Annotated in this window: 21 protein-coding genes and 1 pseudogene; 9 read left to right on the top strand and 13 right to left on the bottom strand. The window is 65.7% G+C overall.

Features of this window, described 5'->3' with window-relative positions:
* Positions 1–97 precede the first annotated feature (97 nt).
* Positions 98–1,216: an alanine dehydrogenase gene (gene ald, locus FBY30_RS07015; protein ID WP_142134995.1), complete on the top strand. Its 1,119-nt coding sequence runs from the start codon at positions 98–100 to the stop codon at positions 1,214–1,216.
* A 76-nt stretch (positions 1,217–1,292) separates the two neighbouring features.
* On the opposite strand, the pseudogene FBY30_RS07010 reads toward ald, so the two are convergent.
* The 6 genes and pseudogenes from FBY30_RS07010 to FBY30_RS06985 all read right to left on the bottom strand — a co-directional run bounded on the left by FBY30_RS07010 (position 1,293) and on the right by FBY30_RS06985 (position 9,273).
* A pseudogene (locus tag FBY30_RS07010) lies at positions 1,293–2,354 on the bottom strand (Gfo/Idh/MocA family protein).
* A 107-nt stretch (positions 2,355–2,461) separates the two neighbouring features.
* Positions 2,462–4,180 carry an ABC transporter family substrate-binding protein gene (locus tag FBY30_RS07005; RefSeq protein WP_142132217.1) on the bottom strand — a complete coding sequence of 573 codons (1,719 nt, stop codon included), beginning with the start codon at positions 4,178–4,180 and terminating at the stop codon, positions 2,462–2,464.
* Between the two features lie 49 nt (positions 4,181–4,229).
* The gene (locus FBY30_RS07000; protein WP_142132216.1) at positions 4,230–6,425 is read right to left on the bottom strand and encodes an ABC transporter ATP-binding protein; all 2,196 of its coding nucleotides are present in this window, start codon (positions 6,423–6,425) and stop codon (positions 4,230–4,232) included.
* Entirely contained in the window at positions 6,422–7,411 is a 990-nt protein-coding gene (locus tag FBY30_RS06995) for an ABC transporter permease (RefSeq protein WP_142132215.1), read from the bottom strand. The genes FBY30_RS07000 and FBY30_RS06995 overlap by 4 nt, the downstream gene beginning before the upstream one ends.
* A gap of 2 nt (positions 7,412–7,413) precedes the next feature.
* Complete coding sequence (locus FBY30_RS06990) at positions 7,414–8,397, bottom strand: ABC transporter permease (RefSeq protein ID WP_142132214.1); 984 nt, start codon at positions 8,395–8,397, stop codon at positions 7,414–7,416.
* A 267-nt stretch (positions 8,398–8,664) separates the two neighbouring features.
* Positions 8,665–9,273, bottom strand: coding sequence for a TetR/AcrR family transcriptional regulator (locus FBY30_RS06985; protein WP_442858272.1), 609 nt, complete (start codon positions 9,271–9,273; stop codon positions 8,665–8,667).
* A gap of 122 nt (positions 9,274–9,395) precedes the next feature.
* Here FBY30_RS06985 and FBY30_RS06980 point away from each other — a divergent pair, with 122 nt between their 5' ends.
* The 5 genes from FBY30_RS06980 (at position 9,396) to FBY30_RS06960 (ending at position 13,144) form a co-directional block, all read left to right on the top strand.
* Positions 9,396–9,953: an NAD(P)H-dependent oxidoreductase gene (locus tag FBY30_RS06980; RefSeq protein WP_142132213.1), complete on the top strand. Its 558-nt coding sequence runs from the start codon at positions 9,396–9,398 to the stop codon at positions 9,951–9,953.
* Positions 9,954–10,132: 179 nt separating this feature from the next.
* On the top strand, positions 10,133–10,777 hold the full coding sequence (locus FBY30_RS06975) for a GerMN domain-containing protein (protein ID WP_235009367.1): 645 nt from the start codon (positions 10,133–10,135) through the stop codon (positions 10,775–10,777).
* Positions 10,778–10,865: 88 nt separating this feature from the next.
* On the top strand, positions 10,866–12,158 hold the full coding sequence (locus tag FBY30_RS06970) for an aminotransferase-like domain-containing protein (RefSeq protein ID WP_142132212.1): 1,293 nt from the start codon (positions 10,866–10,868) through the stop codon (positions 12,156–12,158).
* A gap of 44 nt (positions 12,159–12,202) precedes the next feature.
* Positions 12,203–12,631 carry a universal stress protein gene (locus tag FBY30_RS06965; protein ID WP_142132211.1) on the top strand — a complete coding sequence of 143 codons (429 nt, stop codon included), beginning with the start codon at positions 12,203–12,205 and terminating at the stop codon, positions 12,629–12,631.
* A 177-nt stretch (positions 12,632–12,808) separates the two neighbouring features.
* A complete protein-coding gene (locus FBY30_RS06960) occupies positions 12,809–13,144 on the top strand; it encodes a hypothetical protein (protein ID WP_142134990.1) in 336 nt (111 codons plus the stop codon).
* A gap of 30 nt (positions 13,145–13,174) precedes the next feature.
* On the opposite strand, the gene FBY30_RS06955 is transcribed toward FBY30_RS06960, so the two are convergent.
* The 5 genes from FBY30_RS06955 to FBY30_RS06935 form a co-directional block, all read right to left on the bottom strand.
* Positions 13,175–13,792, bottom strand: a complete 618-nt coding sequence (locus FBY30_RS06955; RefSeq protein ID WP_200830648.1) for a phosphatase PAP2 family protein — start codon at positions 13,790–13,792, stop codon at positions 13,175–13,177.
* 3 nt (positions 13,793–13,795) lie between these two features.
* Positions 13,796–15,280: a dihydrolipoamide acetyltransferase family protein gene (locus FBY30_RS06950; protein ID WP_142132210.1), complete on the bottom strand. Its 1,485-nt coding sequence runs from the start codon at positions 15,278–15,280 to the stop codon at positions 13,796–13,798.
* Positions 15,281–15,287: 7 nt separating this feature from the next.
* Positions 15,288–16,268 carry an alpha-ketoacid dehydrogenase subunit beta gene (locus FBY30_RS06945; RefSeq protein WP_142132209.1) on the bottom strand — a complete coding sequence of 327 codons (981 nt, stop codon included), beginning with the start codon at positions 16,266–16,268 and terminating at the stop codon, positions 15,288–15,290.
* A complete protein-coding gene (gene pdhA, locus FBY30_RS06940; RefSeq protein ID WP_142132208.1) occupies positions 16,268–17,497 on the bottom strand; it encodes a pyruvate dehydrogenase (acetyl-transferring) E1 component subunit alpha in 1,230 nt (409 codons plus the stop codon). Before pdhA ends, FBY30_RS06945 begins: the two co-directional genes overlap by 1 nt.
* 149 nt (positions 17,498–17,646) lie before the next feature.
* On the bottom strand, positions 17,647–18,765 hold the full coding sequence (locus tag FBY30_RS06935) for a histidinol-phosphate transaminase (RefSeq protein WP_142132207.1): 1,119 nt from the start codon (positions 18,763–18,765) through the stop codon (positions 17,647–17,649).
* Between the two features lie 103 nt (positions 18,766–18,868).
* On the opposite strand from FBY30_RS06935, the gene FBY30_RS06930 reads away from it, so the two are divergent.
* The gene (locus FBY30_RS06930; RefSeq protein ID WP_142132206.1) at positions 18,869–19,294 is read left to right on the top strand and encodes a phage holin family protein; all 426 of its coding nucleotides are present in this window, start codon (positions 18,869–18,871) and stop codon (positions 19,292–19,294) included.
* 224 nt (positions 19,295–19,518) lie between these two features.
* On the top strand, positions 19,519–20,439 hold the full coding sequence (locus FBY30_RS06925) for a hypothetical protein (RefSeq protein ID WP_142132205.1): 921 nt from the start codon (positions 19,519–19,521) through the stop codon (positions 20,437–20,439).
* A gap of 27 nt (positions 20,440–20,466) precedes the next feature.
* Here FBY30_RS06925 and FBY30_RS06920 read toward each other — a convergent pair whose 3' ends face one another.
* The gene (locus FBY30_RS06920; RefSeq protein WP_235009366.1) at positions 20,467–21,813 is read right to left on the bottom strand and encodes a hypothetical protein; all 1,347 of its coding nucleotides are present in this window, start codon (positions 21,811–21,813) and stop codon (positions 20,467–20,469) included.
* Complete coding sequence (locus tag FBY30_RS06915) at positions 21,813–22,115, bottom strand: hypothetical protein (RefSeq protein ID WP_142132203.1); 303 nt, start codon at positions 22,113–22,115, stop codon at positions 21,813–21,815. The genes FBY30_RS06920 and FBY30_RS06915 overlap by 1 nt, the downstream gene beginning before the upstream one ends.
* A gap of 166 nt (positions 22,116–22,281) precedes the next feature.
* Here FBY30_RS06915 and purB point away from each other — a divergent pair, with 166 nt between their 5' ends.
* Positions 22,282–23,724, top strand: a complete 1,443-nt coding sequence (gene purB, locus FBY30_RS06910; RefSeq protein ID WP_142132202.1) for an adenylosuccinate lyase — start codon at positions 22,282–22,284, stop codon at positions 23,722–23,724.
* Positions 23,725–23,854: the final 130 nt, after the last annotated feature.

The following is a 23,854-nucleotide window of genomic DNA, read 5'->3' as shown; positions in this document are numbered from 1 at the left end:
GGGACTCATGTCGCCTGGCTCACAGCGGGATTTATCGTTGAAGCACGAAATTCCTTCCGCCTTTCCGGCCCACCGGCCCCAAAAACTGGAGCAGACGATGATCATCGGCGTCCCCAAAGAAATCAAGAACAACGAATTCCGGGTGGCCATCACCGCCGCCGGCGTCCACGAGTTCCTCACCCACGGCCACACCGTCCTGGTGGAGCGCGGGGCAGGCCTGGGTTCGGGCATCACCGACGAGGAATATTCGATTGCCGGCGCTGAGATCGTCAACGAAGCCGATGACGTCTGGGCCCGCGCCGACATGGTGATGAAGGTCAAGGAGCCCATCAAGTCCGAGTACCACCGCTTCCGCAAGGGCCTGATCCTCTTCACGTACCTGCACCTGGCCGCCGAGCCGGAACTGACCAAGGAGCTCATCAACTCCGGCGTCACCGCCATCGCCTACGAGACCGTCCAGGAGGGCCGGACCCTCCCGCTGCTGGCCCCGATGTCCGAGGTTGCAGGCCGCCTGTCCGTCCAGGTGGGCGCCACCTCGCTGATGGCTCCGGCCGGCGGCAAGGGCGTCCTGCTCGGCGGCGTGCCCGGCGTCCGCCCCGCCAAGGTGGTTGTCCTGGGCGCCGGTGTGGCCGGCACCAACGCCGCAGCCATGGCCCTGGGCCTCGGCGCCGACGTCACCATCCTGGACATCAACATCAACCGCCTCCGCGAGCTGGACGCCCAGTACCAGGGCCGGCTGAAGACCGTTGCCTCCAACAAGTACGAGATCGAAAAGTCCGTGGTGGACGCCGACCTGGTGATCGGCTCAGTCCTGATCCCCGGCGCCAAGGCCCCCAAGCTGGTCACCAACGACCTCGTGGCCCGCATGAAGCCCGGCTCGGTCCTGGTGGACATCGCCGTGGACCAGGGCGGCTGCTTCGAGGACACGCACCCCACCACGCACCAGGAACCCACGTACAAAGTGCACGACACCATCTTCTACTGCGTGGCCAACATGCCCGGCGCCGTGCCCAACACCTCCACCTACGCGCTGACCAACGTCACCCTGCGCTACGCCGTGTCCCTGGCCAACCTGGGCGTCAAGGCGGCCTTCGACCGCGACCCCGCCCTCGCCGCCGGCCTCAACATCGCCGCCGGCCACGTGGCACACCACTCCGTGTCCGAGGCCCACGGCCTGCCCCTCGTGGCCGACTGGCACGAGCTCGTCTCGGCCTAAGTCCCCTTCATCGATTGCTCCGTAACTGTCCTTTTGAACCCTCAGAACGGCAGTTACGGAGCAATCGATGAGTTTTTTAACCCAGTTCCCTCGCACTCTCGATGATCTTCAGGACCTCTACCGCGTCCTCTGGGTCTACGGGGAGGGGAAGGGGCGACTCCGCTCCGCCGTCGAGGATCTTTTCTGCCAGCAGCCGGTAGAACTCCGGGTAGTTGCCGCGTTCGGTGGGGAGCCGGTCCAGGTGTCCGTCGCGGCCCAGGAGGCCGGCCCATTCCGGTGCCTCCACGCCGTAGTCGGCGTCCAGGGGGCTGCCGCCGGCAGCCATGTAGGGTTCCTGCGGGTCCACGCCGTTCTTGGTGAAACCGCCGATGGAGCCCAGGACCCGGAAACGCGGTCCCTGCTGCGCTCACAGGGCATTCATGGTGAGGTGGCTGATTACGCCGGAATCATGGCGCAGGGCCAGGAAGACGTCGTCATCCGCCCTCTCGTCGGAGCGCCGCGCCGTCAGCTCCGCGTGCAGCACGGTGGCCGGACCAAACAGCTGGAGCGCCTGGTCGATCAGGTGGCTGCCGAGATCGAACAAGGTGCCTCCCCCGTCCGCAGCCGTGGCGCGGGCTTTCCAGGCCTTGCCGATGGTGGGCGACCAGCGCTCGAAACTCGAATCGAACCTGGTCACCTCGCCCACCCCCTTGACGGCCAGCAGCTTTTGCAGGGTGAGGAAGTCGCCGTCCCACCTGCGGTTGTGGAACACCGTCAGCACGCGGCCCCGCTGCCGGGCCAGGTCAACCAGTTCCTGTCCCTGCCCACTGGTGACCGCGAACGGCTTGTCCACCACCACGTCCAGGCCGCCCTCCAGCGCGGCCTTGGCCAAGGGGTAGTGGGTCACTGGCGGCGTCGCCAGCACCACAAGGTCAAGGTCTTCTGCCCGCTCAAGGACGGCGGCGCCGTCGCGCACCACCTCCACCCCCGGAAGCCGGGACGAGGCACTTGCCTGCCGCCCGGCGTCGGACGTTGCAACGATGTCCAGCGAGTAGCTGGCGTTGGTGGCCAGCAGCGGCGCGTGGAACACGCTGCCGGCGTGTCCATAGCCGACGACGGCGGTGCGGATGGTGCGGGGTTCGCCTTCGGTACCGGTCATGGAACTACGCTACCGCCGGGGCCGCGCGCATAAAGAAGAAGCCGGCACCCCTGTTGCCCAGGGATACCGGCTTCTTCGCTAGGCGGCTAAGACCGCCCTAGTGGTGTCTACTTCTTTTCCCAGCCGATGGTGGTCCAGTCCGGAACCTGCGAAAGGCTCTGGAACAGGGACGGTCCGTAGTTGGCCAGGCCCTTGCGGACGAAGGAGATCTGCGGGCCGTTGAAGACCACGCCCATGGAGTAGTACTTGGCCATGTGCTCCTTTTCCACATCCATGGCTGCCTTGTTGCGGGCGGCATTGTCCTCGATGGAGGCGAGGTCGGCGATCTTCTTGTCCAGCTCGGCGTCGCCCAGCTTGTTCTCGTTGACCTTGGAGTCGTAGTACTGCTTGACAGCGTCGGTGGCGTCCGCGCCTACGGTGTAGCCGGAGATGCTCAGGTCGAATTCGCGGCTGCCCAGGACCTTGCCGAAGTCGGCGGAGGCGCGCTGGTCAATCCCCACGTCCATGCCGCCGGCCTGAAGCTGCTTCTGCAGGGTCTGGGCCACAGCCAGGGTGGTGGGATCGTCACCGAAGTTGCTGATCTTGAAAGCGGCAGGCTTGCCGTCCTTCTCCATGACGCCGTTGGCATTGGCGGTGTAGCCGGCGTCGGTGAGGACCTTCTTGGCGGCGTCCGGGCCGGTCTCCTTGACGGGGTAGTTGTCCTGGTAGTAGTCGGAGAACGGCAGCAGCATCATGGAGCCTGAGCTGGGCTCTTCCCAGTTGAGGCCGTTGAACCGGACCTTGCGCAGGGCTTCGCGGTCCACGGCGGCGAAGATCGCCTTGCGGACGTTGACATCGGTGATGCGCTGGGCGTTCAGGTTCAGGCCGCCCGCGAACAGTCGCTGGCCGCGGCGGATGTCGGTGTCCTTGGTGCCGTCCAGCTGCTTGTAGAGGGAGATGGTGTTGGCGTTCATGGCGTCAATCTCGCCGTTCTTGAACGCGGCGATCTGGGCGCTGGTTTCCAGCTGGCGGAAGGTCACGTTGGACAGGACGGGCTTCTGGCCCCACCACTTGTCGTTCGGCACCAGGGTGACGGTCTTGGCGGCGGTGTCGTACTGGTCCAGCTTGAAGGGGCCGGCCATCCACTCGGGGTGCAGGTTGCCGTTGTAGCCCTCGTTGAAGATCTCGGGGGTGTTGACGGCGGGGTGGATGAGGCCGAAGAAGAGCGAGTCCACCGGGAAGACCGGGCGGCTGGTCTTGACGATGACTTCCTTGTCGTTGCTGCCTGCCTCGACCGAATCAACGAACTCGTATGCGCCGGAGCTGACGATGTCGTAGCCGGCATCCGGGCTCTTGAGGATGTTCCAGGTGTTCTTGAAGGCCTTGACGTCAATGGGCGTGCCGTCGTTGTAGGTGGCCTTGGGGTTCACCTTGATGGTGATGGTCTGCTTGCCGTCCTTGACCTCACTGTCCACCGACTCGCAGAAATCCGTGTTGGGGGTGACCTTGCCCTTGAAGTCCACCTTCCAGCAGCCGCCGATGCCGCCGCTGTTCATTCCCACGGGGTTCATGGGCACCTGGAGCGCCGAGTTGTCTGCGCTGTTGCCGTTGTTGGAGAACCCGTTGAAGTCGGGGCCGATGTTGCCCAGCGGCAGGGTGACCTTGCCGCCCTGCTGAAGATCGGCTGCCGGCTTTTCGTTGATGCTGATCAGCTTGGACAGGTCGCTGCCCGAATCCTGCCCCTTGGCGGTTTCGGGGCCGCTGGCACCGCCACCGCCGCCGCAAGCGGTCAGCGCCAGGGCCGCAGCAACCGCTGCAGCTCCGCCGATCCTGTTCAGTTTCCTCATGGTTTTCCCTTCATAGGTGCGAGTGGTGGAGCGTGTGGGTCGAGAAGCCTCAGGGTGCATGGTGGTCCGCCGGTTCGTGGACCACCAACATGTCCTCATCCAGTTCCCCGTCAGGGAAGAAGCAGGCGAACTGCTGGTCCGTGGCGGTTGCCGCGGCTTCCAGCGGCGGTTCGAGGGTGAGGCACTTTTCCTGCTTGGCCGGCGGCAGCGCCGCGAAGACAGGACAACGGGTGGCGAAGTTGCAGCCCTTGGGTGCCTGCAGCGGCGAGGGCAGGTCACCCTGGAGGATGATGCGTTCGCGGGTGCGTTCCAGCTGCGGGTCCGGCACGGGGATGGCGGAAAGGAGCGCGCGCGTGTAGGGGTGGCGGGGGTTGTCGAACACCCGGTCCACGGCCCCGACCTCAACAATCTTCCCGAGGTACATGACGGCCACGCGGTTGGAGATGTGCCGCACCACGGAAAGGTCGTGCGCCACCAGCAGGTAGCTCAGGCCCAGCTCGGCGCGCAGGTGGTCCAGGAGGTTGATGACACCTGCCTGGACGGATACGTCCAGGGCCGACACCGGCTCGTCCAGGACCACCAGCTTGGGGTTCACGGCCAGGGCACGGGCGATCCCGATCCGCTGCCGCTGGCCACCGGAGAACTGGTTGGGGAAGCGGTTGACGTGGTCCGGCTGCAGGCCCACCAGCTTCATCAGCTCCATGATCCGCTTCCTGATGGCGGCGCGGTCCATGCCCGCGTTCTGCAGCGGCTCGGCAAGGACCTCGTACACCGTGAACCGCGGGTCAAGGGCGCCGGTGGGGTCCTGGAACACCATCTGGAGCTCGCGGCGCATCTTTCCCTTGGTCTTTGCGTCGGCCGCCTGCTTGTTGCTGAGGCCGCCAATCACTACCTCGCCGTCCTGGTCCGGATGGAACTCCATGATTTCCAGCAGCGTGGTGGTCTTTCCCGACCCCGACTCGCCCACGATGGAGAAGCACTCACCTTCGCGGACGTCGAAGCTGAGACCGTCCACCGCCTTGACGGTTCCGATCCTGCGCTTGATCAGGGCGCCCCTGGTCAGCGGGAAGTGCTTGCGCACGTCCTTGAGTTCCAGCACGGTGGTCCGCTCCGCCCGGGGAATCGCGTCGAAGCGTGACACGGGCACCGGTGGGGCGGCGAACACATCGTGGACGTCCACTTCCCCGCCCAGGGCCTCGGACTTGATGCAGGCAGCCCGGTGCCCCTGGCCGTCGACCGGTGCCAGGGCGGGCTCGCCCTCGAGACAGGCGTCCGATGCCAGGGGGCACCGGGGGGCGAACGAGCAACCGGTGGGTGGGTGCAGGAGGTTCGGTGGCATGCCTGCGATGGGAACCAGCGAAGTCTTCTCGGCCACGTCCACGCGCGGGACGGCGCCGAGCAGGCCCAGGGTGTAGGGCATCCGGGGGTTGTAGTAGATATCGTCCACGGCGCCGGTCTCCACGGGCTTGCCCGCATACATGACCATGATGTCGTCCGCCATCCCGGCCACCACGCCGAGGTCGTGCGTGATCATGACGACGGCGGCCCCGGTCTCTTCCTGCGCGGTGTGCAGCACTTCGAGGACCTGCGCCTGGATAGTGACGTCCAGGGCCGTGGTGGGCTCATCGGCGATCAGGACGCGCGGGTTGTTGGCGATGGCGATGGCAATCATGACGCGCTGGCGCATGCCGCCGGAGAACTCGTGCGGGAAGGCTTTCAGCCGTTCCCTGGGGCTGGGGATGCCCACCATGGCCAGGAGTTCGACGGCGCGCGCTTCCTTGGCTTTCCTGCTCATGGTGGGGTGGTGGATGGTGAGCGCTTCGATGATCTGGGTGCCGACGGTGAACACCGGCGTGAGGGAGGACAGCGGGTCCTGGAAAACCATCGCCAGGTCGTTGCCGCGGTACTGGCACATGTCCTTGTCGCTGAGCCCCAGCAGCTCGCGGCCCTTGAGCCGGACGGACCCGGAGACCTCTGCCGTTGGCGGGAGGAGTCCCATGATGGCCAGGGAGGTGACGGATTTGCCGGAGCCCGATTCACCTACGATCCCGAGTGTCTTTCCGGGCATCAGGTCAAAGTCGACGCCCCGGACAGCATGGACCACGCCGTTCTCGGAATTGAAACGGACGTTCAGGTCGCGGACCGACAGGACCGCGTCGGTGGGGGCATGCAGTCCTGCCACGTGCAGCCGCTCGACGTCGGACCGTGCAGGCTGGGTGGCTCCGGTGGTGGTTTCGCTGCTCATGCCGTCTTCTTTTCCGCGGTGGTTTTCCGGGCTTTGGCCTTCTTGGCCTTGCCGGTGGAACTGGAGCTGGGGTCAAAGGCGTCACGCAGACCGTCGTTCATCATGGCCAGGGATCCGGTCAGCAGGAACATGACGGCGAGCGGAACCCAAAACATCCACGGGAAGGTCTGCACCTGCGAGGTTGCCGCGCCGATCAGCACGCCCAGGCTCACGTCCGGGACCTTGATGCCGATGCCGATGAATGAGAACGCCACCTCGGCAAGGATTGCAGCGGTGACGCCGCGGGTGATGTCCAGGATCAGCAGCGAGCCGATGTTCGGCACCAGGTGGCGCCAGACGATCCGGCGCGGCGGGACGCCCATGTACTGGGCAGCCTTGACGAAGTCCCGCTGCATCAGCGACATGGACATGGAGCGGATCAGGCGGGCGGTGCCCATCCAGCTGAACACCAGCAGGACGATGATGAGCAGCAGCCACGAGGGAAGGTCGCGCTTAAGGCCTGCGCCTCCGCCGCTGGTGGCAACTGCCACCACCAGGAGCGCCGGCATCATGATCAGCGCTTCCAGGATGAACAGCATCACCTTGTCCACTTTGCCGCCAAAATAGGCCATGGTGCAGCCGTAGACCGCGGCAACCAGGACCGAGACCAGGCCCACCACCAGGCCGATCAGAATGGAAATCCTGGTGCCCTCGACGGTCATGGCATAGAGGTCGATGCCCGCCTGCGACGTGCCGAGGTAGTGGTCGGCCGACGGCGGCATCCCGATGTTGAAGGGGTCGATCGTTTCCTTGTCCCACTGCGTGAAGAACCCGCCGATGAACGAGAAAACCGTCAGGGCCAGGAAGATGGCCAGGCCCGCCACTGCCGTCTTGTTGCGCAGGAACCGGCGGAAGATGATGGTGTTTTTGCCGATGACGACGTCGGCGCTTTCCAGGTGCGCATCCTGCGCTTCGGCGGCCAGGTCTACCGCGTTGAGATTGGTCATGGTTACTGCACCCGCACTCTCGGGTCGACAAGCGTGGTGGCGAAGTCCGCCAGGATGGCGCCGATGGCGAAGATCACTGAGCCGTAGGCCAGCGTGGCGGTGGCGGCGTTGACGTCCTGCAGCGAAATTGCATCAATGCTCCAGGAGCCGACGCCGGGCCAGGCGAAGATTTTTTCGGCGAAGAAACCGCCGGCGAAGATGGCCGGGATGGTGAAGGCGATGCTTTGGGCCACCGGAATGAAGGAGACGCGCAGCGCATGGCGGGCGATGGCCTGGTTCCGGCTCAGGCCCTTGGCCCGGGCAGTCCTGACGAAGTCGGCGTTCACGTTGTCCAGCAGGTATTGCCGTTGCGCGATCTGGTACGACCCCCAGCCCACCAGGGTGATTGCGACCGTGGGCACCGCATAGTGGGCCAGGAGGTCGACGAATTGGGGCCAGCCGGGCGCAACGCCTGGAGTGGAGATGCCCGTGACAAAGAAGATGCGGTTTCCCGCTGATTCGTTGATGCTGATGGCGCCCAGCTGCACAAGGAAGTAGGCGATGGGTGCAGGCACAATGTGGGCAAGGTAGCTGTAGGACGTGATGGCGCGGTCCTGGAACCTGTATTGCCGCGCCGCCGAATAGACGCCCAGGGCAACACCAATGACCAGGGTCAGGATGATCGAGGCCAGGAAGAGCCGGGTGGAGATCCAGACGCGGTCCCCGAACTCGGCGTTGATGTAGGCGCCGTTGGGGCTCCGGCCCCAATCCCAGCGGGTGACGATGCCGGTCAGCCAGTCAACGTAGCGCTCCCATGGGCTGAGGTCCGGGTCCAGTCCCTTCAGCCGCATGGAGTTGGCCACCTGTTCCGGGGTTGGCCGGGGGATCCGCTCCTGCTCGAGCAGCGCCGGTTTGAGGGAGCTGACAGCCAGGAAATACCCGGCGGACGTGGTGAGGAAGATCATCACCACATAGGTGATGCCGCGCTTGGCGAGGTACTTGAGCATGGCCGCTGCAGGATCCTTCCGTCTTCCCCCGACAAGCACGGATTGTGCCGCCTCACCGGGTCCCGAACCAGCGGGTAGCTGGCTTCCCGCAGCCCTATGGGCAGGTCCTGGTGGACTATGTCGCGGGTCACATTCCAGAGGAAACTATCACAAGCCCCAACCCGAAAAGCGCGGTAATCCCTCGAAATCCGGCGCGCCGTATCAGATCGTTATGAATAGTTCTGTGAAGTTGGTTTGACTGGACGCGCTGGACCGCCGGCGCGTAGCCTACGCGGCTGTTACAACCCGTGTCACAAGATCGCGCCACGAGACGGCAAGGCGGTCACGTGTGACACCGTGGTCGCGGATGAGGTGCAGGAGCCGCTCGGGGTCCAGGGTCGCGGTAAGGGAACCTGCCATCAGCCAGGGCTCCGGGGAGTCGACTCCGGCTTCGCGCAGCAGCATTTCCACGTGCTGGTTCCAGAGGGCGACGGCCGGCACTTCGAACCGTCCGCGCGAGGCATGGCCCGCTGCAAGGACCAGGTCCCCGAACTCCACCACGTAGGCAATCCGCTCGGCGCCAAAAGCGATAAGCCGTTCGAGGGGCGCAGCGCCTGGCCCCATGGGCGGCGGGCCGAACAGAAAGCGGGCCTGGAAGGCGGCCTCCGAATCATTCAGCAGGGTCAGCATCAGCCCGGCCCTGCTCCCGAAGCGGCGGAAGACGGTGCCCTTGCCCACGCCTGCGTGCTCGGCCAGGCGGTCCATGGTGAGCGCCCCCGCTCCGCCCTGTTCGATCAGTTCGCGGGCAGCCAGCAGGAGGCGCTCCCGGTTGCGGGCGGCATCGCTGCGCTCCGCGGCCGTTACCGGCATTTCCGGCCGCACTGGGATGGAACTCACAAAGACAGTGTAGCCAGAGGGAATAGAAGCGGACCGCGGTCCGTTTACTCTGGGTGAAAGGCTGCAAAGCCTGAAGACAGACCGCACGCGGCCCCCGCCGCGGCCCCTAGCCAGGAGTTTTCATGACCAAGAGCACCGTACTGACCCTTGTGGGCAGCCTCCGCGCCGGATCCACCAACCAGCAGCTGGCGGAAGCCATCCAGCTCAACGCACCGGAGCAGGTGGACGTGGTGATCCACGAAAGCCTGGGCAACATCCCGTTCTACAACGAGGACATCGACGTCGAAGGCCAGGTCCCGGCCGCAGCGGCAGCACTGCGCGCGGCAGCCCAAGAAGCCGACAGCGTCCTGCTGGTCACCCCCGAGTACAACGGCACCGTTCCCGCCACCTTGAAGAATGCCATCGACTGGCTGTCCCGCCCCTTTGGCGCCGGCGCCCTGGCAGGCAAGCCGACCGCCGTCGTCGGCACCGCTTTTGGCCAGTACGGCGGCGTGTGGGCCCAGGATGAGGCGCGCAAAGCCGCAGGCATCGCAGGCGCAAAGGTCCTGGAAGACGTCAAGCTTGCCGTCCCAGGTTCCATGGTGCGCTTCGCCGAAGTCCACCCCAAGGACGACGCCGAGGTAGTGGAGCAGATCAAGGGCATCTTCGACGCCCTGGCCGCATCGGCTCCGGCAGCCTAGCCCGTCCCGCATCCCGCGGTGCCCGGTACGCCCCTTGCGTACCGGGCACTGCCGCGTTAAGGGGCGGGCGCAGGCGCCGTGACCAACTCTTGTCCCAACCGGTACCGTCCGGACATCTGCGGCAGGAAGGGCGGCCATAGCGTTAATCCACTGGAACTACCGGATCGGATTGCGGCCCCATGGCAGGAAAAAGAAGCTGGGACAGCCGCGGGCTTGGCGCCATGGTTGCCGTGGGATGCCTGGCCCTGCTGCTCACCGGGTGCAGCGCCCTCCTCCCCAAGGCGGACGGGCAATCCCCTGCCGCAGCCGGGAGCACCGGACCAAGCGCCGCCCCGCTGGCCTTCCTGCCGGCCACAATTCCCGCCTCCGGATCCGGAAGCGGTGCTGCGACAGCCCTTGCCGCCCTGGGCAGCGGCACCGACGCAACGGCCGCGCCGGTCACGGCGTACTTCGTCCTGGTGGACGACGGCGGCAGGCATGGGGTCCGCTTCGGCTGCAACGACAGCCTGGTGGGCGCAGCCCTGGCCGGCGGTGCGGGGGACGGCAGGCTTAAGGCGGCGATCAACGCCCTCCTGGGTGCGGAACAGCAGCCGCACAACCTGTACAACGCGCTGGGCAGCTCCCGGCTGAGGTTCCTGTCCGGCAGCTTCGACGGCACCACAGTCACCGTCTACCTGTCGGGAACCCTGAACCCGGGCCGAACCTGTGACACGCCCCGGGTTGAGGCCCAGCTCACCCAGACCGCCCTTGACGCCGTGGGCGCTGTCAGGGCCGCCATCTACATCAACGGTGAAAGCCTGGCTGACTACCTGAAGTTGCAGTAGCCGGTCGCCTGGGGACGAACTTTCCGCGGGTAAATCGTGGATAAACAGCTGTTGCTTTTGGAGCAACAGCGGGCTGTATCCTGACTCTGTGACCCACGAAACACTTGACGCTGCTGCCGGCACCCTGCCGGCAGAGGCCATTGACGCCATCGAACGTGCTGCCACCTCCGCGCACCGGCACGAAGAGCTCTTCTCAGAGCGTGCGGCAAACATCCGCCAGTCCGCCGTGCGCGACGTCTTCGACATCTCGATGCGGCCCGGCCTGGTGTCCCTGGCCGGCGGAAGCCCCTACCTGCAGTCGCTGCCGCTTGACCGCCTGGCGGCGACGGCTGCGCAGATCATCGCCGAGGACGGCCTCACTGCCCTGCAGTACGGCGCCGGGCAGGGAACCGCGGAGCTGCGCGCCCAGATCTGCGAGGTCATGGCCGCCGAAGGCATCCTCGATGCCAAACCGGAGAATGTGGTGATCACCGCCGGCTCCCAGTCGGCACAGGACGTGGCCACCAAACTCTTCTGCAATCCCGGTGACGTAGTGCTGGTGGAGGACCCCACCTACGTGGGCGCGTTGAACACCTTCGAGGCCTACCAGGTCCAGGTGGAGACGGTGGAGATGGACCAGTATGGACTGGTCCCGGAACTGCTGGAAGCCCGCATTGCGGCCCTGCAGCTGGCCGGCAGGAGCATCAAGTTCCTGTACACCATCCCCAACTTCAACAACCCCTCCGGCATCACCCTGGCCAAAGAACGACGGCAGCAGATCGTAGACATATGTCGCAGGGCGAATATTTTGGTGCTGGAGGACAACCCTTACGGCCTGCTCCGTTTCGAGGGGGAACCCCTCGCTCCCCTGCGGGCAGCGAATCCGGATGACGTGATCTACCTGGGCTCTTTTTCCAAGATCTTCGCCCCAGGCCTCCGCATCGGCTGGGCCCTGGTACCGGAACACCTGCAGCGCCGCTATTACCTGGCCGCCGAGGCCGTGACGCTCTGCCCGCCGGCCCTGAACCAGATGCTGGTCTCGGCCTACCTGGGCGGATACGACTGGAAAGGGCAGATCGAAACCTATCGCGGGCTGTACGCCGAAAGGTGCCGCGCCATGTTGGCCGCCCTCAAGGAATTCATGCCGCGCGGAACATCCTGGACCAGCCCGCAGGGCGGCTTCTTCGTCTGGGTGACGCTGCCCGAAGGCGTCGACACCTATCCGCTGCTGCTCAAGGCGATCGACGCCGGGGTGGTGTTTATCCCGGGAGCCGCCTTCACGCCGTCGGACGAGCCATCCAACAAGCTGAGGCTCGCCTTCAGCGCCGTGCCTCCTGACGCGATTGCCGAAGGCGTGCGCCGCCTTGCGCCGGTGCTGCAGGAAGCCATTGCCGCGCTGTAGCGTAAGCCACACGAAAGCCGTAAACCGAGCAAAGGAGCATGCATATGGGTGGAATCATCGTTGTAGGGGTTGACGGCAGTGAGACCGCAAAGAAGGCGGCCGAGTCGGCCAAGGACCTGGCGGCAGCCATGGACGCTTCGCTGCACGTAGTCTCCGCCTTCGACAGCGACCGGACCGAAGTGTTCGGCAGCGGCAGCGACCGGTGGATCGTCTCGGACGCGGACGCGGCAGAGCAGGTAGCGCGGACCGTGGCGGAATCGCTGGGCCGCGACATCACCGTGACGTACTCCGCGGCACGCGGACGCCCTGCCGACGCCTTGATCAAGGAAGCGGTCCGAATGGACGCGCGGATCATTGTGGTTGGAAACCGGCGCATGCGCGGCGTTGGCCGGGTGCTTGGCAGCGTGGCCAACAGCGTTGCCCACAATGCTCCGTGTGACGTCTACATCGCCAACACCTACGACGTCGACTAGGCCCTCCAGCAACCCCCGGGCGTAACCCCGGACACTCCCCGTGGTGGCGGACATCGCTGCGGGGGGTGTCCGTTCTCACCGCCATATCACCGTTTCAGCTGGTGGCGCAACGATAAAATTGTAGAGGCCCCCAAAGGCGTGGACACTGACGATTCCACCCCCAGCGAAGGGCTTCCCTTGATTACTCTGCAGCGCCGCCAGCTGGTTGGTCACGACATCCTCCTGGCCCGCCACGGCAACCACATCAGCTCCATGCGGGTGGACCGCAGCAACGACCGGGTGGTTGCACTGCTGGACGACGGCAGCCTGGACAGCGCGCCCAACCTGATCACTCCCGGCCTTCAGCTTCCGGCGACCGTCCGCAGCGTCCTGCGCGAGGACTGGAAGCTGCTGAGCGCCTGGGCCGGCATGGCCGCCTTGATGGGCGTCCTGATGACCGGCGCCGCGGTGGCCTTGGGAGCTACTGCCGATCCGGCGATCATTGACGCCCTGACTGCCTACAACGCGTACTAAAACCCCGTAGCTGCGCGTGCTCTGCGGGGCTCAGCCCACCAGCCAGCTCCGCAACAGCCACCAGATCCCGGCCATCACTACCCCGCCGAACAGCGAACCCGCCACCACCTGCGCCAGTGTGTGCGCCCTCAGGACCACCCTTGACCAGCTGACCGCCGGAACCAGGAGCAGCAGCGGCGCCCATGCCGGGCCCAGCATCAGCACTGATACGACGGCGGCGCAGGACATCGCGGCGGCGTGGCCGCTCATTTTCCAGAACGGGCTGACCGCAGCCAGCACCGCGACTCCGCCCACCACCGCCAGGACCATGGCCACCACACTCGACGGCGCGTCCACGGCACTGAGCACCAGCAAACCGACACCAATGGAGGCCAGCGCCATCAGCAGCACGGGCGCACGCTGCTTCCGGTCGCTGACGTGATGGTCCGTCACCTTCCCCAGCCGGACCAGGACCAGCAGCACTACGAGCGGAACCACGCAGACAAAGAGGGCCGCCAGCGCGCCGTAGCCGATGGATCCGGGAAACCCCGCCTCCGCCAGCGGGCTGATCAGCAGTTGGAGGGAAACCACCACCGGTGGCTGGAAAACCTCAGTCAGCCATCTGGCGGTCCGGTTCTTGACCCGGATTGACCCGCCACTTGCCGTCACCGGCTAATCCAGGAGGAGCGCGGGCTCTTCCAGGATGGCCGCGACGTCGGCCATGAAGCGGGCGGACAAATCACCATCCACCACGCGGTGGTCGAAGGATCCCCCAAGCGTGGTGATCCAGCGGGGGATCACCTCGCCGTCCAGCACCCAGGGCTTCTGCTTGATGGTCCCGAAGGCCACGATGGCCACCTCGCCCGGGTTGATGATGGGCGTGCCCGTATCGATGCCCAGGGCGCCGATGTTGGTGATGGTGAGCGTGCCGCCCTGCATTTCAGCCGGCTGCGTCTTCCCGGCCCTGGCGGTGGTGGCAAGGTTGTTCAGGGCCAGGGCGAGTTCCTTGAGCGACAGGTCCTGGGCGTTCTTGATGTTGGGCACCATGAGGCCGCGCGGGGTGGCTGCGGCGATGCCCAGGTTCATGAAGTGCTTGACCTGGATCTCCGCGGACCCGTCTCCGTTGTCCACCCACGCCGCGTTCACGCTCGGATTCCGGGCGGCCGCCCAGATGACAGCCTTGGCCAGGATGAGCAGCGGTGAAACCTTGACGCCCTCGAAGTCCCGCGAGGCCTTGAGCCGCTTGACGAACTCCATGGTGCGGCTGGCGTCGACGTCCACGAAGATGCTGACGTGCGGTGCAGCGAAAGCGGACTCCACCATCGCCTTGGCCGTGGCCTTGCGGACGCCCTTCACCGGGATCCGCTCCACACGCTGGTCCTGCGGCTTCCCTGCCTTGCCCCAGAAGCCGTCAGCCTTGTCCAGTTCGGCGTCGCGCTGGGCCTGGTAGCTCACCAGGTCCTCCCGCGTCACCTCGCCGCGCGAGCCGGTGGCCACGACGTCCGCAAGGTCGATGCCCAGGTCGCGGGCGATCTTGCGGACCGGCGGTTTGGCCAGGACGCGGTTGACCAGGCCGGTGATGGTGCCACCCAGGGTTGGGCGGTTGTCGACGGCGGCAGGTGCGCCCGCGGACACCTCTGCGGGGGTCCGCGGCTGCACGGGCTCAACCTCGGGGGCGTTGACCGTCACGGCAGCGGCAGGTGAGGTCTTCCGCGGACGCCGCTTAACGGCGTCGGCCTTCGGGCCGGAACCCACCAGCGGACCGCCGGCCGGGGCACCGGCGCCAGTGCCGCCGTCGTCCGTTCCCTCCGGCTCTTCGTCCTGGGGAAGCGTCCCGTAGAGCGGCTGCGCTGTTTGCTGCGGCTGCGCCGGCGCCTCCGGGGCGCGCACGTCTGCCGGGGTGGGGTCGCCGGCAACTTCGTCGCTGACGCTGATGATGGCGGTCCCGACGTCGACGGTCACCCCTTCCTGCACCAGCAGTTCGGTGACGGTACCGGCAAACGGGGACGGCAGTTCCACGATGGACTTGGCGGTCTCGATTTCACACAGGACGTCGTTGATGGCCACGGCATCGCCGGGCTTGACCTTCCAGGAGACGATTTCCGCTTCCGTCAGGCCCTCGCCGACGTCGGGCAGGTTGAACTTGTTCAGGGTCATGGTGTCCTCAGTAGGAGAGGGCGCGGTCCAGCGCCTCCAGGATGCGGTCGATGTCCGGAAGGTAGTCTTCCTCCACCTTGGCAACGGGGTACGGCATGTGGAATCCGCCCACGCGGATCACCGGGGATTCGAGCGAGTGGAAGGCGCGTTCGCTGATGCGGGCCGCGATTTCGCCGCCGATTCCGCCGAACGTGGGTGCCTCGTGCGCCACGATCAGCCGTCCGGTCTTTTGCACGGACGCGGTGACAGTGTCGAAGTCAATCGGCGAAATGGAGCGCAGGTCGATGACCTCAACGCTGCGGCCGTCCTCTTCAGCGGCGTTGGCAGCGGCAAGGGCCACGGGAACCAGCGGACCGTAGGCCACGATGGTGGCGTCGGTCCCCTCCCGGAGCACGTGGGCCTTGAACGGGTCTTCGGCGGTGCCCGGCGCCTGGACGTCCACGTCCCCCTTGAGCCAGTAGCGGCGCTTGGGTTCGAAGATGATCACCGGGTCCTGGCACTGCACGGCCTGCTGGACCATCCAGTAGGCGTCGTGCGGGTTGGAGGGGGTGATGATGCGCAGGCCCGCCGTGTGGGCGAACAGTGCCTCGGGGGACTCCGAGTGGTGCTCCACCGAGCCGATGCCGCCGCCGTAGGGAATGCGGATGACCACCGGAACGGTGAGATTGCCGTTGCTGCGGGCATGCATCTTGGCCAGCTGCGTGGTGATCTGGTTGAAGCCGGGGAAGACGAAGCCGTCGAACTGGATTTCACAGACCGGGCTGTAGCCGCGCAGGGCCAGCCCGATGGCGGTGCCGATGATGCCGGACTCCGCCAGCGGAGTGTCCACCACGCGGTCGGGGCCGAACTCGCCGATCAGCCCGTCGGTGACCCGGTAGACGCCGCCCAGGGGGCCGATGTCCTCGCCCATCAACAGGGATTTGGGGTTGGCGGCCAGGGTGGCGCGAAGGCCCTCATTGATGGCCTTCGCAATGGTCATGGTGGTCATCAGTGGCCTGCCTTTGCTGCCTGCCCGGCGGATTCTTCCTCGCCGGCGAATCCTGCACTGTATTCCTCGAACCACGCCAGTTCCTCCGCCACCAGCGGGTGCGCTTCAGCGTAAACGTTGGCGAAGGCCGTCCGGATGTCCGGGTTTTCGAGATCGTGGGCGGTGCGGCGGACATACGCGGCCAGCTCGTCGCCGTCGGCCTTCACCTTTGCGAAGTAGGCGTCGTCGGCCAGGCCTTCCGCGCGCAGGTACTTTTCCAGCCGGGCCAGCGGGTCCTTGGCGCGCCAGGCGTCCTCTTCGTCGGAGTGCCGGTACTTGGTGGGATCGTCCGCGGTGGTGTGTGCACCCACCCGGTAGGTAAAGGCCTCAATCAGGACCGGGCCCTTGCCCTGGCGTGCGTGCTCGAGCGCCCACTCGGTGACCGCGTGCACAGCGATCACGTCATTGCCGTCCACCCGGATGCCGGGGAAACCGTAGCCCTTGGCGCGGTTGGAGAGGGGCACGCGGGTCTGGACGTTGGTGGGCACGGAGATGGCCCAGTGGTTGTTCTGGCAGAAGAACACCACGGGGGCCTTGTAGGAGGAGGCGAACACCATCGATTCGTGGACGTCGCCCTCAGAACTGGCTCCGTCGCCGAAGTAGGCAATGACGGCTGCATCCGGCTGCTTGCCTGCCGGATCCGACGCCGCGAGCTTCTGGTCCCGCTGGATTCCCATGGCGTAGCCGACGGCATGCAGGGTCTGCGCGGCCAGGACCAGCGTGTACAGGTGGAAGTTGGTGTCCTTGGGATTCCAGCCACCGTTGGAAACCCCGCGGAACTGGCGCAGGAGTTCTGCCAGGTCCACGTTGCGGGTCAGCGCTACACCGTGTTCGCGGTAGGTGGGAAAGATGTAGTCCTGCGGCTGGCTGGCCCGGCCCGAGCCAATCTGCGCTGCCTCCTGGCCGGTAAGCGGGACCCACAGCGCCAGCTGCCCTTGGCGCTGGAGGGCGGTGGCCTCGACGTCGAACCGGCGGATGGCGGCCATGTCGGAGTAGAGGCCGCGGAGGTCCTCCGGGGTGAGCTTGTCCGCGTAATCACTGAAGACCGGATCGGCGCCCAGCTTTCCGTCAGGGCCCAGCAACTGCACCATCTGGGCAGGGGGCTCGCCCATGACGGCCTCAGCATCGGCCTCCCGCTGGTCGTCTACCGCTGTTCCGTCGAACTCGGTGGAAGGCAGATGAGTGCCCATACCGTCTCCTTGCCTGCCGCATCCGGATGCAATGCGATGTCGTGAGGATATATGCCTTACAAGGAATACATTCCCTTTACGGCATATACATTGGCTTACTGATCCTAACTTTATCTGCGGTAAGTAGCCGGAGGGCTACTTGTTAAGCACTAGGAAGTTGCTGGCGCCTTTGTATAGTCGGCACACAACTGGAGGAACCGTGAGTTTGCCTCGGGTTCCCCGATGCTGACCCTCACGCCTTCCCCGGCGAACGCACGCACGGAGAGGGCCCGCGTGCCCGCGAACTCCGCAAAGGCCGTGCTTTCGGCACCAAGGGCGAGCCATACGAAGTTTCCCTGGGCATCGGGGACCGCCCATCCCAGCTCCCGGAGGCCAGCCATGACGCGCGTCCGCTCATCCACGAGTTTTTGTACCCTTTCCACAACCTGGGGGTAATTCTCAAGGGAAACAATTGCGGCTTTTTCGGCAATCTGGGACACGGCAAAAGGTGTTGCGGAGACCCGAAGGTACTGGGTCAGTTCGGGATGGGAGACGCTGTAGCCCACGCGAAGCCCGGCCAGGCCATGTGCCTTGGAGAACGTGCGGAGCACCACAACATTCGGGTATTTGCGGTACAGCGCGATTCCGTCCACCGCGTCCTCCGCCCGGACGAACTCCTGGTAGGCCTCATCGATGACCACCACGACGTCGGCCGGTACGGACCGGATGAAGGCCTCAGTCTCAGGTGCGGTGAGGGCCGGGCCGGTGGGGTTGTTGGGCGTGCAAAGCAGGATCACTTTGGTGCGGGCACTCACGGCGGCCGCCATGGCTGCGAGGTCGTGCCGTCCGTCAGCCGTTACGGGGATCCGTACGCTCTCGGCGCCCGCCAGGCCCACGCTGATGGGGTATGCCTCAAAGGAGCGCCAGGCATAAATGACCTCGTCCGCCTTGCCGTCGTCGTTCTGGCCGGCAAAGGCCGCCAGGATCTGGTTAAGCGCGCCCAGGCTTCCCGCTCCGGTCACGATGTCCTCGGCAGGCACGTCAAGGAAGTCTGCGAGCGCGGCACGGAGCCTGCTGCTCAGGGGATCCGGGTAGCGGTTGACGTCTCCCTGGTTGGCAATGGCGTCCAGCACCGCCGGAATCGGCGGCAGGGGGTTTTCATTGGAGGACAGCTTGTAGCTGGCCAGTCCGCTGACCGCGGCCGGCGGCTTTCCTGCGGCATAGCGGGGCAGCCGGTCCAGCACCGGGCGCGGCGCGATTCCGCCCGCCCTGGTTTCAGATGAAGTCATGGCCTCTAGCCTACTTCGAGGCCCTCAAGGGTTCCGGGGAGCGAACGGCAGAAATTTAGGGTGGTCCCAGCCGCCCGGAAGGACGGTATGGAAGCATGGTGCCATGGGTTCCTTCATCCTACGGGTCGTCGTTAATGCCGCTGCTCTTTGGGTGGCCAGCTGGGTCCTGCCCGGTATGGAAATCTCCAGTACTGCGGCATCTGATGCTGTGGCCAGGACCGGCATTTCGCAGGACACCGGGACCATCGGGATTGTGGTGGCTTATCTCTTTATCGGCCTCATTTTCGGCGTGGTCAACGCCCTCGTGCGGCCTCTGGTAAGTCTCCTTGCGCTTCCCATCACCATCCTGACGCTCGGCCTGTTCGCGATAGTGATCAATGCAGCGATGCTGTACTTGACCTCCTGGATCAGCAGCTACACCCCGGTGCACCTCACCTTCGATTCTTTTTTCTGGACTGCGGTGCTGGCTGCGATCATCATCTCCCTGGTCTCGCTGGTGGCAGGACTGTTGCCGGGCGGCCGCCGCTGACGTTCCGCGGGACCACAAGCCGGACCTGCCCCCAACCAGGCAGGACTCACCCGCCCAAGTAGGAATCCCCGCGGAACCAGGTACCTAACAGGTGCCTTTCCCGGTGACGGTTCCCAAAAGTCCAGTACCGGCCACCCATGACCCCCATGAGGCCCGCCTTTTAGGCTGCGAACCGGGCCCCAGTAAGGCCCGTCGCTATCAGTTCCTGAACACGGGGGCCAAAGATGAAGCCCATAAGAATCCTGCTCGCCGCCTGCCTGCTTTTCGCGTGGCAGGCCGGCCCTGCTTATGCGGACGCTGAAACAGGGCCGGTACCCAGTCCCGCGGGTCTGGGCAACGACATCTCCTGGCCCCAATGCGGCGCGGATCTTCCTGCACCCCCTGCCTTCGCGATCGTGGGCGTGAACGGCGGCCGGCCGGATACTGCCAACCCGTGTTTGTCCGACCAGCTGGCCTGGGCGGATCAAAGCGCGGCCTCGGCAGGAGGGACGCCGGCGGCCGTGTATGTGAACACGGCCGCCACAGGTCCTGTGGAAACATTGTGGTGGCCTGCAGAGAACACCTATCGGGGCGCTGCTGTCAGCAACCCCTACGGTCTTTGTGATGGCACTGCATCCCCGGCCTGCGCTTACGTGCACGGCTACGGCATGGCCGTCAACGCGGCCGACATCCTGCAGGAAGCCGGGCACACCGTGGCACACCGCATGTGGTGGCTCGATGTTGAATTCGGAAACAGCTGGCTGTGGGACAAGGCGGTAAATGCCGCCGAACTGGAAGGCATGACGGCCTACCTGCAGGGCGCCGGAGCAGAAGTAGGGATTTATTCGACCGGCTATCAGTTCAACGAGATTGTGGGCGACGTCCGTCCCGGCAGCAACCTCGACAAACTCCAGAACTGGCTGGCGGGCGCCTACTCCGCAGAGTCGGCAGAGGAGTATTGCGAGGCTCCCCCTCTGACGCCGGGCGGAACTGTGACCACAACGCAGTTCACGGAAAACGACCTCGACTACAACTACCGGTGCCCTTCCGCTGTCCCCGCTCCGGCCCCGCAGCCGGCCCCGCCGGCCGCTCCGGAACCTCCCCCGAAACCCGAAAACCCGCGCTCAAATCCCTATGCTGAACTGCACGCCGCGCAGATTTCATGACTCCCCGCCGGGAAACAGTCAGGGCCGCTACCGGGCACCCGGCTGCGGCCGCCCGGAAAAGGGGTCCCTGGGGTCCTTGGGAACAGAGGGCGGCGGGGTCTTGGACAAGGCAAAGCGGGTGGCAGTGGCAGCACCTCCGGCACCGAGGACACTCCCAAGCACCGCCGTGGACTGGACCAGTGAAGGGTCTTTGCTGGCGCCCACCTGCCGGGCTGCCTCCTCATAGCCCGGGAGGCTGTGTCCGGGACCCAAACCGGCATCTTCTCCACCGCGCACATAAAGGTCATTGGTCATGGTTACGGTGACCTGGTTCCTGGCGTCGCGGTTCGCCAGGCCATCGCTGCCTGGCACCCAGTCTGTTCGGTGCTCCAAGTGAAGGCTGCTGACATCGGGCGAAGGCATGATGCGAGAAACGGGTGACCCGGCGGTCAGGACGTATTTGAGTCGGTACTCCTTCAGGAAGGCCTCGTCAGCCGCCAAATTCATGGCGTGGATGCCGCCCTGGCTGTACCCCACCGCGACCACCTCCGCGCCGGGTTCGGCACCGGCCGCCCGCAGCGACTGAATGACAGCGGCATTGATGCGTTCCGAGCGGGCACCCATGCCGTCTACGATGCCGCCGAGGTCAAAAGGATTGGTTCCCCCGTCGGATTCGTTGACCTGGGTCCCGGGAACCACCACAACGTAGGCTTTCCTGCCTCCGGCATCCACCTCAATGACTTCGATGTAGCCGCTGCCGCGTGCCTCAATCATCCGGACCCGCTCAAGCAGCCCGGCGGGGCTCGCATCGAGATCGATGGGGATGGTTTCTTCCTGCGTGGGCTTTACCGGGCCCGTGCGCAGGGAAGGGATGTTCTCTTCTACCCCGGGCTTGATCGCGGGAAGGAGGATGACGGCATCTGCCACCAGCATTTCAGTGGCATCCCCGTTGAGGAATCCCGTGCGCCAGAAGTCCACGTGCTTCTGTAGCTCCACGTCCGGATCCGACAGACCCAGCCGCCACTTCAGGTGGGCAGCGGATTCGGCCATCTCATACTCGCGCCTGCAACTGCGGACCTGGCCGCTGATCCGCTGCAGTTCCAGGCGCACTTTCTGGATGGCATCCTTAGCCTCCCAAACGGCAATGAGAGCGGCAGTTCCCGTACTGCGCGGGCGGTTCTGGTGGGCACCGAGCTCCTGCCAGACGGCGGAAAGCCCGGACTCGATGGCTGCGAGCCGATCGGCGAGCCGATCGAGCTTTCCGGCCCCCAACTCCAACTCCTCCAGCTGGACGGTAATGCCGCCCACCCCGCCGGAGACTGTGAGGTTGCCGTCCGGAGGCGGCGGCGAAACCCGGATGGGTCCTCCCGGTCCGGAGGGCGTTGCGTCAGCCATTAGAACCGGCCGTCGGGCGAACATTCGGAGGTCAATGCCGCGCGGGCATGTGCTGCCACCGCGGCAGAAGCTTCCTGAATCCGGTCCAGTGCCCGCCGTACGGCCACCGCCTGCAAGGCGACAGAATCCCGGTAGGCCTGTCCGGCAGGTGACTGCCAGTCCAGCAGCTGGATGTCATGGAATCCCGCCAGCACCCCTTCGGCACTATCCGAGCACTGCGCCACCTTCCTGCCCACCTCCTGCACTTCCAGGCTGACGTCCAGCCCGCCGCCCCATATCCCGTCCATCGATTCGTTCCCCAAGTTGCTTCCCGTCGCGGTTTCCCCGGCCGGCCGATCCGCCCCAACCCTGCCGCTGCCAACGCTAGGGACGCTTCCCTGCCCGGGTAAGCGCCGCCGTCGGCTATGTGGACAAGTAACGTGGGAGACGCGCTTAAGGCGGCACCGCACTTCGTGAAAGAATCAGCACATGCCTGAAACTGCCGCCACAGCTGATACCCGCACGCCCTCAGGACGCCTGGCCCTCGCCGCGTCATCGGAAAAGATCGCGCTTGGCCCCCTGGACGGCCGCTACCAGTCCGCCGTCGCGCCCTTGGTTGACTACCTGTCCGAGGCTGCACTGAACCGCGACCGTGTGGCCGTCGAAGTGGAATGGCTCATCCATCTGACCAGCAACAACGTCCTTCCCGGCGCGGGTCCGCTGAGTGCGGAACAGCAGAGCCAACTCCGCGCCATCGTCACGGAGTTCGACGCCGCATCCGTGGCAGAGCTGGCCGAAATCGAGGCCGTCACCGTCCACGATGTGAAGGCCGTGGAGTACTACATTGGCCGCCGCCTCCCCGCGATCGGCATCGAAAACCTGACCGCCATGGTCCACTTCGGCTGCACATCCGAGGACATCAACAACCTCTCCTACGCTCTCGGCGTCAAGGGTGCTGTGGAGGACGTGTGGATGCCCGCGGCCCGTGCCCTGGTGGCACAGATCAGCAGGATGGCTGAAGACAACCGCGCCGTGCCCATGCTGTCCCGCACCCATGGCCAGCCCGCCACGCCCACCACTTTGGGCAAGGAACTGGCCGTTATTGCGCACCGCCTGACCCGGCAGCTGAACCGGATCGCCAAGACCGAATACCTGGGCAAGATCAACGGCGCCACCGGCACCTACGCAGCCCATGTTGCCTCCGTTCCCGGCGCCGACTGGCAGCAGGTGTCCAAGTCGTTCGTCGAGGGACTCGGCCTCACCTGGAACCCGCTGACCACGCAGATCGAGAGCCACGACTGGCAGGCAGAGCTGTACGCCGACGTCGCGCGCTTCAACCGGATCCTCCACAACGTCTGCACGGACATCTGGAGCTACATCTCCATCGGCTACTTCGCCCAGATCCCGGTCGCCGGCGCAACGGGTTCGTCCACCATGCCGCACAAGGTCAACCCCATCCGCTTCGAAAACGCCGAGGCCAACCTGGAAATCTCCAACGGCCTGCTGGACACCCTGGCTGCCACCCTGGTGACCTCCCGCTGGCAGCGCGACCTCACCGACTCCTCCAGCCAGCGCAACATCGGTGTGGCGTTTGGCCATTCCCTGCTGGCCATCTCCAACGTGGCCAAGGGCCTTGACCGCCTGGACGTGGCCGGGGACGTCCTCGCCGCCGACCTGGACACCAACTGGGAGGTCCTGGGCGAGGCCATCCAGATGGTCATGCGCGCCGAGGCGATCGCCGGCGTCGAAGGCATGGAGAACCCCTACGAGCGCCTCAAGGACCTCACCCGCGGTCATCGCGTGGACGCGGCCCGCATGCAGGAGTTCGTGCAGGGCCTGGGCCTCTCCCCTGAGGCTGAGGCACGCCTCCTGGCCCTCACACCCGGCAAGTACACGGGCATCGCGGACCAGCTGGTGGACCACCTGAAGTAGGCCCGCAGACAGGGCAGGAACGTACGACGGCGGCGCCGGGCTTCGAGGAGGCCCGGCGCCTTCCTTGCATCCGGCAGGGTAACGCCGCTGCCGCCGCACGGTTACAGCCGCCCGGGGTGGGAAACTGGGA

This window comes from Arthrobacter sp. SLBN-83 (genome assembly GCF_006715285.1).
In the GTDB taxonomy this organism is placed as follows: Bacteria; Actinomycetota; Actinomycetes; order Actinomycetales; family Micrococcaceae; genus Arthrobacter.
This window is presented reverse-complemented; position numbering and strand designations above follow the sequence as displayed.

Bases quoted from the DNA above. Each gene is read 5' to 3' on its own strand.
- FBY30_RS06950 (WP_142132210.1), bottom strand. From the start codon at position 15,280: ATGACCCTGAACAAGTTCAACCTGCCCGACGTCGGCGAGGGCCTGACG.
- FBY30_RS06995 (WP_142132215.1), bottom strand. From the start codon at position 7,411: ATGACCAATCTCAACGCGGTAGACCTGGCCGCCGAAGCGCAGGATGCG.
- FBY30_RS07005 (WP_142132217.1), bottom strand. From the start codon at position 4,180: ATGAGGAAACTGAACAGGATCGGCGGAGCTGCAGCGGTTGCTGCGGCC.
- FBY30_RS06975 (WP_235009367.1), top strand. From the start codon at position 10,133: ATGGCAGGAAAAAGAAGCTGGGACAGCCGCGGGCTTGGCGCCATGGTT.
- FBY30_RS06925 (WP_142132205.1), top strand. From the start codon at position 19,519: ATGAAGCCCATAAGAATCCTGCTCGCCGCCTGCCTGCTTTTCGCGTGG.
- pdhA (WP_142132208.1), bottom strand. From the start codon at position 17,497: ATGGGCACTCATCTGCCTTCCACCGAGTTCGACGGAACAGCGGTAGAC.
- FBY30_RS06935 (WP_142132207.1), bottom strand. From the start codon at position 18,765: ATGACTTCATCTGAAACCAGGGCGGGCGGAATCGCGCCGCGCCCGGTG.
- FBY30_RS06920 (WP_235009366.1), bottom strand. From the start codon at position 21,813: ATGGCTGACGCAACGCCCTCCGGACCGGGAGGACCCATCCGGGTTTCG.
- FBY30_RS06980 (WP_142132213.1), top strand. From the start codon at position 9,396: ATGACCAAGAGCACCGTACTGACCCTTGTGGGCAGCCTCCGCGCCGGA.
- FBY30_RS07000 (WP_142132216.1), bottom strand. From the start codon at position 6,425: ATGAGCAGCGAAACCACCACCGGAGCCACCCAGCCTGCACGGTCCGAC.
- FBY30_RS06990 (WP_142132214.1), bottom strand. From the start codon at position 8,397: ATGCTCAAGTACCTCGCCAAGCGCGGCATCACCTATGTGGTGATGATC.
- ald (WP_142134995.1), top strand. From the start codon at position 98: ATGATCATCGGCGTCCCCAAAGAAATCAAGAACAACGAATTCCGGGTG.
- purB (WP_142132202.1), top strand. From the start codon at position 22,282: ATGCCTGAAACTGCCGCCACAGCTGATACCCGCACGCCCTCAGGACGC.
- FBY30_RS06945 (WP_142132209.1), bottom strand. From the start codon at position 16,268: ATGACCACCATGACCATTGCGAAGGCCATCAATGAGGGCCTTCGCGCC.
- FBY30_RS06965 (WP_142132211.1), top strand. From the start codon at position 12,203: ATGGGTGGAATCATCGTTGTAGGGGTTGACGGCAGTGAGACCGCAAAG.
- FBY30_RS06930 (WP_142132206.1), top strand. From the start codon at position 18,869: ATGGGTTCCTTCATCCTACGGGTCGTCGTTAATGCCGCTGCTCTTTGG.